Below are 8,575 nucleotides of genomic sequence, written 5' to 3'. Positions count from 1 at the left end.
CTCGTTTGATAGAATGACTACCAGACCTCACTTTTTCCTTGAAAAATATGCGATTTTTCTCATTTTTCATTGCAAATACAAAAGTTCAATACGCCTTAATAATTTTTTAATAAACCTTAAAAACATCTAAGAAAAACTGGCAAAAAACACCATTAAAACAGGTGAGATAAGATTAGTAATAAAACCAAAGCTGATGACTAGCGGAATAATAGAAGCTCCACCCGCCTGCGTGAGTGTTGGCAGAGTAAAGTCAAGGCTGGTCACACCCCCAAGCCCTATCGCTGCCGATGATGAATGTCGCATGACCCATGGGATAAAGATGAGTGCCAGCACTTCTCGCCCTAGGTCGTTTAGCAGTGCCACACTACCCCACACCACCCCATAAGCGTCCGTCATTATCGTGCCTGAGAGCGAGTACCAACCAAAACTCGATGACAACGCCAAGCCCTGAGCCACTGACACGTCATCAAAAAGCAGGGCAAAAAGGACACCTGAGAGCAGTGTTACCCCCACAAAGATCGAGCTGATTTGCAAGCCCCGTTTATTTAGCAGTGCTTGTTTGAGACTGACACCTGAACCTTTGAGTGAAATACCCACCAAAAACAACAGTAGCATGAGTAACACCGTCGTGGTCTTCTCCGGTGGGTGCCACGTGGCAGGTAAAAACTTAGCAATAATAAAGCCCATCGCCAAACACAGGATTTGGGTCAGACTGCCGTGAATGCTGACATTGGGCTTGGCAGTCGGGCTTTGCTGTGAGCAATACTGACAGGGCGACATACGGTCAAAAACCACCAAAGCCATCAACCCTGAGCCGATGGTTAGCACCATAAGTACCGACAGATACAGGGCGATATTGGCAAGTTTATGCTGTAAATCATCAACCAGTCCTAGCTCCATGCCAATCACCATCAAGATGATGAACACCAGATAATTAAGCCCACGCTCCGCCAAATGCGTGCTTTTTTTGCTGTTTGGCAGGGCAAAACCAACAAACATCGGGGTTAGGATAAGCAGAAGTGTGATGATACCTTGCATGGCGTAATGATGGGAGAATAAATATCAAAGAATGATGAGCGTAAGATTATAACATTTTTTGATAAATAGACAAGATTTTGATTAAGATACACAAGGGCATGCTCAAAGTCTAGCCAATGAGATTCAAAATCTTCCCTATTATAAAAGGGATTTAAAAAGCGTTATTGTTGTCAACTGGCAAGAATAACACTTTTTATGGCAAATTTTTGGATAAAATATTCCCAAGATTTTTTGGGTAAAATTTGCTACAATAGGGGCATTTATCCCAACCCATAAGGACTGCTATGAAAATTTTAGTAACAGGTACAGGCGGACGTGAGCACGCCTTAGCGTGGGCGTGTGCCAAAGATGACAGAGTGCAGACGGTCTATGTCGCTCGTGGCAATGCAGGCACGGCAAGCGAACCCAAGCTTCAAAACGTGGATTTGGACATCACCGACCACCCTGCCGTGATTGAGTTTTGTCAGACTCATGACATCGCTTTTGTGCTTGTGGGGGCGGAAGCTCCGCTTGTGGCGGGCATTGTGGACGATTTGGAGCGGGCTGGCGTGCGTGCGTGGGGCTGTTCCAAATACTGCTCACAGCTAGAAGGCTCTAAGGCATTTGCCAAAGATTTTATGAAAAAAGTCGGCATTCCTACTGCCTTTTATGAAGTCTTTACCGATGTAGAGCTGGCAAAAGATTTTGTCCGCTCCAAGGGAGCACCCATTGTCATCAAGGCGGACGGCTTGGCGGCAGGTAAGGGTGTGATTGTGGCGATGGACGAGTCCGAAGCCTTTGGTGCCATCGATGACATGCTATCAGGCAATAAATTTGGGCAAGCAGGGAGCCGTGTCGTCATCGAAGAGTTTTTGGCAGGGGAAGAAGCGTCCTTTATCTGTATGATTGACGGCGATAATATTTTGCCCATGGCAACCAGTCAAGACCACAAACGCATTTTTGAAGGCGATAAAGGGGCAAATACAGGTGGTATGGGCGCGTACTCGCCTGCCCCTGTGGTAACGGCTGATGTGCATGAGAAAGTGATTGAGCGTGTTATCCGCCCTGTCGTGGACGAGATGAGGGCAAATGGCACGCCTTATAAGGGCTTTTTGTATGCAGGCTTAATGATAAATGACGCAGGCGACCCTTATGTGATTGAGTTTAACTGCCGATTTGGCGACCCTGAGACTCAGCCGATTATGATGCGGTTAAAGTCGTCTTTAGTTGAACTGATTTTGCAGGGCTTAGACGGCAATTTGCCCGCCAGTGCAGAATGGACGGACGAAGTTGCCTTGGGCATTGTCCTTGCCAGTCGTGGCTATCCAGAGAGTTCATCATCAGGCGATGTCATTACAGGTTTGCCAGATGTGCAGGACGACCTAAAAGTATTCCACGCAGGTACAAAGGCAGAGAACGGACAAATCCTAACCAATGGCGGACGTGTGCTGTGCGTTACCGCCCTTGGGGCGAGCGTGGCAGATGCCCAAGCTCGTGCGTTGGCAAGCTGTGGTACAATTGCCTTTGACGGCATACAATATCGCAGGGATATTGGCTGGCGTGCGATTGGGCGTTAGTCTTTATCTGAATATAGAGTCAAATGCAGTCGTATTTGACTCTATTTTTTTATAAAATAATGAACATTTTTTATAAAACCTGCTCCATACCTTGACCTAATCGTATGATGATGATTAAATAACCATTCTAGCTAAGTATATCAAGCAACACCCCAATATAAGGACATAATAACAATGAAATCCCCCTATCTCACCAAATCCCCCACTTTTTGGCTTGGTATGCTCGCCACCGTCTGCATCGTCATCGGTGTGCGTGAGCTTGCCTTGGTTGTTTGCACCGCTTTGGGAATGCCAACCGCCACCAACATTGTCGGCTTGGTGTCGCTTTTTGCCATACTCATGGGCATGCGTCTTATCAAGGGCGGTTTGCCAAATTGGCTATCGTCATCGGCAAGCGTGCTACTTGTAGATAGTGGATTTGCGTTTTTGCCTGTGTCGGCAGGGGCAGGGATTTTGCTGTTTGGGCTTGGGTCGGATTTACTTGCCGTGTCGGCGGTCATCGTGCTCAGCACCGTGATACCGCTTTGGGCGTTTGCCAAATTGTCCCAAAACTGGCTAAAAAGCACGGACGACAAAGGAAAAAATCATGCCAACGCTTGATAGCACCACGATTTTTATCGCCTTTGTCGTTACGCTCATCGCTCATATCGGGGCAAAATATGTGTTACGTTATATCAACAAATACTTTCGTGGCATACCGATGATTATCATCGCCATTATGCTAACGCTTATCATCATTGCCATAATTCAACTGCCTTACAATACGTATTACGCCCATGCCAAACCTGTCTTTGACCGCTTGCTTGGGTATAGCACCGTCCTGCTTGCCGTCCCCTTGGCAGGCATGGATTTTAAGGGTTTGCCTGTCAAAAAGCTGTCTATCATTGTCGTCATGGCAAGTCTTGTTGGGGCGATTATGCCGATGAGTTTGGCGTATGTGTTTAGCCTAAATATACAGACGATTTTGGGCTTTGCCACACGGTCGGTTACCACGCCTGTGGGCTTGTCGGTTGCCCAAATCATTGACGCACCGCTTGTACTTGCCAATCTCATCATCATCGTGTCGGGGATTTTGGGGGCGGGGGTATGCCGTATTTTGTTCAAAAACATCACAGACGACAGAGCAAAAGGCTTGGCACTGGGTCTGGTTGCTCACGCCATTGGTACGGTCGAAGCATGGACAATCAGCCCCACCGCAGGGCGATACGCCGCCTTTGGGCTTGCCATTAATGGCTTGGTAACGGCGGTATGGTTGCCGATGGCGATATTGTGGTTATTAAAATGATGATTTACCAAGGGCGAATAAATTGCCCATACACGTCCAAATTTAAATCGTCTTGATTCAATAATACCAAACAAAATGTCTATTTGGGTACTTTTATTTTAATCAATACGCTTGCCTGTTTTGTCGATATAAAAAGTTTCGCCGTTTAATTCAACAATAGCTTTACCCATTGTAAAATCCCAAGCATGGTTGTATTGAATAGGAATAATAGCTTTGCCTGTTTTATCTATAAAACCATATTTGCCGTTTTGTTCTACCTTTGCCAAACCGTCTGAGAATCTCTCGGCATAATCATACCGAATGGGAATAACCACTGTGCCTGTTTTATCAACATAGCCATATTTATCGTCTTGTTCTACGACTGCTAAGCCTTCTGAAAAATAGCCGATAGAATCATATTGAGCAGGAATAATGATTTTACCTGTTTTATCAACAACACCTTGTTTGCCCTTTTGCCATACTGTCGCCAAACCGCCTCGTAAACAATCAACCAAATCATATCCCGTTACCTGCGGTTTTTCACACGCCAAAGCAGATAAAGGTAAAAGAGATAGGGCAACAATAAGGGGCTTGATATTCATGATAATCTCCTAAAAGGCATGGGGGTTATCATAATCAATTTGGACGATATTGACAAGCGTGTTTTATTTTTCCTATTAAGAAAAGATACATCAACCAAACCGCTATTTATTTACCACTTTTAAAGATTTATAATGGGATAAATTTTAAAAACATCAGGTATTTTTATGATTATCCCTAGATTATCGCACGAACGTGGTTTTGCCGAGCATGGTTGGCTAACCAGTCGCCATAGCTTTTCGTTTGCCGATTATTATGACCCCAATTTTATGGGCTTTTCTGCCCTACGTGTCATTAACGAAGACTGGATAGCCCCAAGCATGGGCTTTGGTATGCACCCACACAAGGACATGGAGATTTTGACCTATGTACTGTCAGGGGCGGTCGCCCACAAGGACAGCATGGGTAACAGCGAGACCGTGCCAGCAGGCGAGTTTCAGCTTATGTCGGCAGGGACGGGCGTGCGTCATTCGGAGTTCAACCCGAGCGACACGGACGAGCTACATCTCTACCAAATTTGGATAATGCCCAACCGCATGGGCGTAACCCCACGCTATGAGCAGGCAAGGTTTGATGAGTACATGGGCGGTACGCTCATTCTGTCGCCCACAGGGGAGAGAGGGTCGTTTGTGGTGTATCAAGACATGAAGCTGTGGCGGTATCAAGTGGACGGCGAGCAGAGCGTAAGCCTTGATAAAGGCAGAGCCTACTGGCTACAAATCGCCAAAGGGTCTGTTGTGATAAATGGCAAGCAGTATCAAGCAGGCGATGCGGCAGCGATAATTGATGAGAGCCAAATTATCACCCAAAGCGATGAATTTGCAGAGTTTTTGTTGTTTGATTTGCCGAGATCGTAGGTCTGGCGTGGTATATTTTGCCCTTTTTATTTACCTTAAAACAGACAAGTTTGGCTTGTCTGTTTTTTTGTTTGGGTTTTTGTTTAGGGTTTGATTGATGTATTTAAAATGAATGGAATTTAACCATTTATCAACAGTTTTCGCCTTGACAAAAATGAGTTTTAATCACAAAATTACGCTTTTGCAACGCAACAAAATGGCAGGAGAGCGGTATGATTACCGAGTCTTTGGTGGATGTCTCACGGCTACAATTTGCCGTAACAGCATTATTTCACTTCTTATTTATTCCCCTAACGCTTGGCATGACATGGCTACTTGTCATCATGGAGTCGGTGTATGTCATCACAGGCAAAGAGATTTGGAAGGACATGACCCGATTTTGGGGCAAGCTCTTTGGCATCAACTTTGCCTTAGGCGTTACCACAGGCATTACGATGGAGTTTCAGTTTGGGACGAACTGGGCGTATTATTCACACTATGTCGGCGATGTGTTTGGAGCCCCCCTTGCCATTGAAGGCTTGATGGCGTTTTTCTTAGAATCCACGATGGTGGGGCTGTTTTTCTTTGGTTGGGAGCGAATGAGCCGTGTGCAACATCTCATCACCACCATACTCATGGCATTGGGAACCAACCTGTCGGCTCTGTGGATTTTGATTGCCAATGGCTGGATGCAAAACCCTGTGGGAGCAGAGTTTAACTACCAAACCATGCGAATGGAGATGACCAGTTTCGCCCAAATCCTGCTAAACCCCGATGCTCAAAATAAATTTGTCCATACCGTCTCGGCAGGCTATGTGGTCGGAGCGATGTTTGTGCTGTCGGTGTCGGCTTGGTATCTACTCAAAGGGCGTGATGTCGCCTTTGCCAAACGCAGTTTTCATGTGGCGGCCGCCTTTGGTTTTGCGTCCATTTGTAGTACCATCGTGCTGGGTGATGAGTCGGGTTACTCTATCGGACTGGCTCAGCAGACCAAACTTGCCACCATGGAAGCGATGTGGGAGACCGAGCCTGCCCCTGCCAGTTTTAATCTGGTGGCACTCATCAACGAAAAAGAAGAGAAAAACGACTGGGCGATACATATCCCCTATGCCATGGGCATCATTGGCACACGCTCGCTAGATAAGGAGATACTAGGCATTCATGACATTAAGGAGATTAACGAAGAGCGAATCGTCAGCGGTATCTTTGCGGTGAGTGCCTTAGATGAGATGCGTGCGAGCATGGCAGACGGTAAGGCGGTCAATCCTGAAACACTGGCACAGTTTGAACATCACAAAAACGATTTGGGCTTTGGGCTACTACTCAAAAAATACACCCATGATGTTACCCAAGCCACCCCCGACATGGTAAAATCTGCCACGAACGACACCATTCCTAGGGTAACGCCCATGTTTTGGTCGTTTCGTATCATGGTCGGTTTGGGCTTTTTGATGCTCGTATTATTTTCCTTATCGCTGTTTTTCACCATTAAGGGCAATTTTATGGAGAAAAAATGGCTGTTAAAATTTGCCGTCATCATGCTCCCTGCCCCATGGATAGCCGCCGAAGCAGGTTGGTTTGTTGCCGAATATGGTCGTCAGCCGTGGACGGTATATGGCGTGTTGCCCACGCATTTGTCGGCATCTAACATCGCCATTAGTAACGTGATATGGTCGCTGATTGGCTTTGTGGTGTTTTATACCATTTTGTTTATCATTGAGATTTATCTCATGCAAAAATACGTCCGTCTGGGCCCTGCCAGTCTCGGCACAGGGCGGTATTTTGGCGAAAAAAGCGACAAAAACATCATCAACCCCAATGAATTTAAAGGAGTATAACCATGTTATTTGATTATGAAACCCTAAAATTCATCTGGTGGCTCATCATCGGCGTCCTACTCATTGGCTTTGCCATCATGGACGGTCATGACATGGGCGTGTGTAGCCTGTTACCCTTTGTCGGCAAAACGGACAAAGAACGGCGTGTTGTCATCAACACCATTGGGGCTCATTGGGAAGGCAATCAGGTGTGGTTTATTACCGCAGGCGGGGCGATTTTTGCTGCCCTGCCCCTGTTGTACGCCACGGCATTTAGTGGCTTTTATTGGGCGTTAATGGCGGCATTGTGGGCGTTGTTTTTTCGACCTGTGGGGTTTAAATACCGTAGCATGGTCAAAGATGAACGCTGGCGGATAGCATGGGATTGGGGGCTGTTTATTGGCTCGTTCGTCCCTGCCTTGATTTTTGGGGTGGCGTTTGGCAACTTATTTTTGGGCGTGCCATTTGGCTTTGACAATCAGCTTGTCTCTACTTACACCGGCTCGTTTTGGGGCTTATTGTCGCCCTTTGCCCTGCTCTGCGGTCTGGTGAGTGCCTTTATGATGATAACCCAAGGCGGGGTGTATCTGGCTCATCGCACGGTCGATGATATCCAAACTCGCACCAAAAAATTAACCACCATCTCCGCCATCATCATGTCGGTGTTATTTGTACTGGCAGGCTTTTGGGTGGCAAATCTTGACGGCTATGTCATCGCCAGTTCGGTGGACAAAAACGCCTTGATTGACCCCACGAGTAAGACCGTCATCACCGAGCAGGGGGCGTGGCTTGCCAACTTTAAGGCTCATGGAGCGTTGTGGTTATTTCCTGCCTTAGGCGTCATCATGCCTATCATGGCGGTGCTTGTCATGAAAGCAGGACGCACCTTGACTGCCTTTGTGTTGTCTAGCGTGGGCGTGCTTGGGGTAATTATGACCGCAGGGGTCGCTTTATTCCCCTTTTATATGCCGTCATCGTCCGACCCCCGTTCGAGCCTGACCGTGTGGGACAGCACGTCCAGTCAGCTCACGCTCATGGTCATGGTCTATGTGGTGGTCTTTATCCTGCCTGTGGTGGTCGGCTACACAAGCTGGGCGTACGCCATCATGCGGGGTAAGGTTACCAAAGCCTACATCAAAGAGAACGAACATATACTATATTAGGAGGCAACTCATGTGGTATTTTGCATGGATATTGGGCTTAGGCTTTGCCGTACTGTTGGCGATTATCAGTGCTGTGTGGGTGGAGTTTGAAGACAGCCGAGAAGAGGCGTTTTATGGTAAGGATAAGGAGCGTGATGGGCAAGGTTAATTTATGCTTTTTATAACATAAAATCGGATGGGAGGCTGTCCGATTTTAATTATTTTGCTAACATTACACCCACCAAACCCCAAAATACCCCACCAACCCCTGCTCAATACTCTCAAATTCCACCAAATGACTGCTGTCTGCTTGATTTTGATT

9 protein-coding genes are annotated in these 8,575 nt (G+C 46.8%); 7 read left to right on the top strand and 2 right to left on the bottom strand.

Translation table 11 applies throughout. From position 1 onward, the window contains the following. Window positions 1–126: 126 nt before the first annotated feature. On the bottom strand, window positions 127–1,038 hold the full coding sequence (locus B5J93_RS10330; protein WP_079326299.1) for a LysO family transporter: 912 nt from the start codon (window positions 1,036–1,038) through the stop codon (window positions 127–129). Between the two features lie 284 nt (window positions 1,039–1,322). Here B5J93_RS10330 and purD point away from each other — a divergent pair, with 284 nt between their 5' ends. The 3 genes from purD (at window position 1,323) to B5J93_RS10315 (ending at window position 3,879) form a co-directional block, all read left to right on the top strand. After that, complete coding sequence (purD, locus tag B5J93_RS10325; RefSeq protein WP_079326298.1) at window positions 1,323–2,594, top strand: phosphoribosylamine--glycine ligase; 1,272 nt, start codon at window positions 1,323–1,325, stop codon at window positions 2,592–2,594. Window positions 2,595–2,768: 174 nt separating this feature from the next. Beyond that, window positions 2,769–3,194, top strand: a complete 426-nt coding sequence (locus B5J93_RS10320) for a CidA/LrgA family protein (RefSeq protein ID WP_079326297.1) — start codon at window positions 2,769–2,771, stop codon at window positions 3,192–3,194. Next, window positions 3,181–3,879, top strand: coding sequence for an LrgB family protein (locus B5J93_RS10315; RefSeq protein WP_079326296.1), 699 nt, complete (start codon window positions 3,181–3,183; stop codon window positions 3,877–3,879). The genes B5J93_RS10320 and B5J93_RS10315 overlap by 14 nt, the downstream gene beginning before the upstream one ends. Window positions 3,880–3,977: 98 nt before the next feature. Here B5J93_RS10315 and B5J93_RS10310 read toward each other — a convergent pair whose 3' ends face one another. After that, entirely contained in the window at window positions 3,978–4,460 is a 483-nt protein-coding gene (locus B5J93_RS10310) for a WG repeat-containing protein (RefSeq protein WP_079326295.1), read from the bottom strand. A 165-nt stretch (window positions 4,461–4,625) separates the two neighbouring features. On the opposite strand from B5J93_RS10310, the gene B5J93_RS10305 reads away from it, so the two are divergent. The 4 genes from B5J93_RS10305 (at window position 4,626) to cydX (ending at window position 8,422) form a co-directional block, all read left to right on the top strand. Continuing rightward, entirely contained in the window at window positions 4,626–5,315 is a 690-nt protein-coding gene (locus B5J93_RS10305) for a pirin family protein (protein ID WP_079326294.1), read from the top strand. Window positions 5,316–5,527: 212 nt separating this feature from the next. Beyond that, window positions 5,528–7,132: a cytochrome ubiquinol oxidase subunit I gene (locus tag B5J93_RS10300; protein ID WP_079326293.1), complete on the top strand. Its 1,605-nt coding sequence runs from the start codon at window positions 5,528–5,530 to the stop codon at window positions 7,130–7,132. A 2-nt stretch (window positions 7,133–7,134) separates the two neighbouring features. Next, window positions 7,135–8,274: a cytochrome d ubiquinol oxidase subunit II gene (gene cydB, locus B5J93_RS10295; RefSeq protein ID WP_079326292.1), complete on the top strand. Its 1,140-nt coding sequence runs from the start codon at window positions 7,135–7,137 to the stop codon at window positions 8,272–8,274. A 10-nt stretch (window positions 8,275–8,284) separates the two neighbouring features. Next, window positions 8,285–8,422 carry a cytochrome bd-I oxidase subunit CydX gene (gene cydX / locus B5J93_RS10290; RefSeq protein ID WP_079326291.1) on the top strand — a complete coding sequence of 46 codons (138 nt, stop codon included), beginning with the start codon at window positions 8,285–8,287 and terminating at the stop codon, window positions 8,420–8,422. The last annotated feature ends 153 nt before the right edge of the window (window positions 8,423–8,575 follow it).

Origin of the sequence: Moraxella equi, assembly GCF_002027555.1 — a bacterium.
Taxonomy (GTDB): Bacteria; Pseudomonadota; Gammaproteobacteria; order Pseudomonadales; family Moraxellaceae; genus Moraxella; species Moraxella equi.
Note: the sequence above shows the minus strand (reverse complement) of the source record. Positions and strands in the feature narration are given on the sequence as shown.

Excerpts from the sequence above, each read along its gene's own strand:
- B5J93_RS10305 (WP_079326294.1), top strand. The coding sequence starts at position 4,626 with ATGATTATCCCTAGATTATCGCACGAACGTGGTTTTGCCGAGCATGGT.
- cydX (WP_079326291.1), top strand. The coding sequence starts at position 8,285 with ATGTGGTATTTTGCATGGATATTGGGCTTAGGCTTTGCCGTACTGTTG.
- B5J93_RS10315 (WP_079326296.1), top strand. The coding sequence starts at position 3,181 with ATGCCAACGCTTGATAGCACCACGATTTTTATCGCCTTTGTCGTTACG.
- B5J93_RS10300 (WP_079326293.1), top strand. The coding sequence starts at position 5,528 with ATGATTACCGAGTCTTTGGTGGATGTCTCACGGCTACAATTTGCCGTA.
- cydB (WP_079326292.1), top strand. The coding sequence starts at position 7,135 with ATGTTATTTGATTATGAAACCCTAAAATTCATCTGGTGGCTCATCATC.
- B5J93_RS10320 (WP_079326297.1), top strand. The coding sequence starts at position 2,769 with ATGAAATCCCCCTATCTCACCAAATCCCCCACTTTTTGGCTTGGTATG.
- B5J93_RS10330 (WP_079326299.1), bottom strand. The coding sequence starts at position 1,038 with ATGCAAGGTATCATCACACTTCTGCTTATCCTAACCCCGATGTTTGTT.
- B5J93_RS10310 (WP_079326295.1), bottom strand. The coding sequence starts at position 4,460 with ATGAATATCAAGCCCCTTATTGTTGCCCTATCTCTTTTACCTTTATCT.
- purD (WP_079326298.1), top strand. The coding sequence starts at position 1,323 with ATGAAAATTTTAGTAACAGGTACAGGCGGACGTGAGCACGCCTTAGCG.